This is a genomic window from Mycobacterium sp. E342 (genome assembly GCF_001667665.1).
Classification (GTDB): domain Bacteria; phylum Actinomycetota; class Actinomycetes; order Mycobacteriales; family Mycobacteriaceae; genus Mycobacterium.
Genome location: NZ_LZJM01000269.1, coordinates 1 through 1782, shown reverse-complemented (window position 1 = coordinate 1782; position 1782 = coordinate 1). Strand labels below are relative to the sequence as shown.

At 69.5% G+C, this 1782-nt stretch carries 2 protein-coding genes and 1 pseudogene; 1 reads left to right on the top strand and 2 read right to left on the bottom strand.

Annotated features, from left to right (window positions below):
* A pseudogene (locus tag A5692_RS30015) lies at positions 1-197 on the bottom strand (DUF3153 domain-containing protein); the annotation flags it as partial.
* A 68-nt stretch (positions 198-265) separates the two neighbouring features.
* Positions 266-883, bottom strand: coding sequence for an N-acetyltransferase (locus A5692_RS21565; RefSeq protein WP_068059600.1), 618 nt, complete (start codon positions 881-883; stop codon positions 266-268).
* 321 nt (positions 884-1204) lie between these two features.
* Between A5692_RS21565 and A5692_RS21560 the strand changes: the two genes are divergently transcribed.
* On the top strand, positions 1205-1609 hold the full coding sequence (locus tag A5692_RS21560) for a DUF3040 domain-containing protein (RefSeq protein ID WP_066947030.1): 405 nt from the start codon (positions 1205-1207) through the stop codon (positions 1607-1609).
* The last annotated feature ends 173 nt before the right edge of the window (positions 1610-1782 follow it).

Here is a 1782-nt window from a genome sequence, read left to right as displayed (position 1 = left end):
TCCTTGGGCGTCTTGGGTTTAGCGGCGGCGACGATCTCGCCGGACACCAGGTCGTCGGGCGAAATCGTGAGCGACGCCCTGACCCGCAGGCACCCCGTTGCCAGCGGCACCAGCATCAGCAGCATCGCGATGGCCACCAGGCGGCGGCGCCGGGCGGTGAATCCTCGGGGCCGGGACGGGGCAGGGCTGGCGCGCACCAGGTCATCGTGCCAGATCCGGCCTGCCGCTTCGGCGAGTCTGCCCGGGCGCGCCTGGCGGCCGGCGGTCACAGCGGCAGCTTGCGGCCCAGGATCGCGAATGCCCGGGGGTCACCCGCGAAGTGATAGCGGCGGATCACGTCGGTGAACCCCAGGCGCCGGTACAGCCGCCAGGCCCGGTTGGGCTCACCGTTGGTCTCCGGCGTGGACAGCAGGACGTTCTCTTCGGCCCGGCCCTCGAGGAGCCGCCGGGCCAGCGCCTCACCCAGGCCGCGGCCCTGCGCGCGTGGATGGATGTGCAGCTCGGTCAACTCGAAGTAGCTGCTCATCAGGCCGGCGATCTCCTGAGGCGGCAGGCCACCGCGTTGCAGGCCGAGGATGACCTGCTGCTGCCACCACTGGCCGGGCGCCCCGGGGTAGCCGTAGGCGACGCCGAGCAGCGGCGCGTTACTGAGCTCGGTGGGAGACGGGATCGGTGCGTCCGCGTCGCTGGCCGGCTCGGCCGCTTCGGTCTCCACGACACCCACGCCGCGCCAGCCGCGCCGGCGGATGTGCTCGAGCCACATCGCGGCCCGCTGGTTTTCGGTGCCCCGCGGGTAGCGCATCGCGTCGACGTACACCTTGAGGGCGTCGCCGAGACGGCGCTCCATGTCGGTGGGCGGGAGATCGATGAGGAATATCGCCAACTCGCGGTGTCCTCCTCCTCGTCCTGTGCCCGTTCGTCCGGCTCGCTCGGCCCGCGTCGCCACCCGCCATTATCGGACCCGGGGAAGGCCGAGTGGCGAGCGGTTGCGGCAACGAACCGGCGAACCATCGCGGGCGGGGAAGCCGGTTGTGCGCACGGCCGTTCCGGCTCGGATGGGTCCCCGGCCGCGGCGGGGATAGAATCGCCACCGAACCAGTGGTATGGCGCAGATTGACCTCGTATCATTCAATTAGTTGCCCGCGCAACGGGCATCCGCGTGCTATCGATAGTTACGCGCCAAACTGTCGGCAAGGAGGGACGAATGCCACTCTCCGATCATGAGCAGCGGATGCTCGATCAGATCGAGAGCGCTCTCTACGCCGAAGATCCCAAATTCGCGTCGAGTGTCCGCGGCGGAGGGTTCCGTGCACCCACCGCGCGCCGCCGCCTGCAGGGCGCGGCGTTGTTCGTTATCGGCCTGGCGATGCTGGTCTCCGGCGTGGCCTTCAAGGCCACGATGATCGGAAACTTCCCGATTCTCAGTGTCTTCGGATTCATCGTGATGTTCGGTGGCGTGGTGTTCGCCATCACCGGGCCGCGGTTGTCCGGCCGGCCCGACCACCCCGGCTCGGCGCCCGGGTCGTTGCGCCAGCGCCGCAACAAGGGCGGCGGGGGTTCTTTCACCAGTCGCATGGAAGACCGCTTCCGGCGTCGCTTCGACGACTAGCGGCATCGCCGACGCATCGGGGTAGCCATCGGCTACCCCGTTTTCATGCCTGTGCCGGCCCGGTGCCGCCATCGTCGCAGCTGCACCCCGACCGGCCCGCCATCGCCGAGCCGTCGATGCCGTTTCGACGCCGAACCGAGCCTTAACCGAGCTTTGGGGCAGGAGTTGAGCCC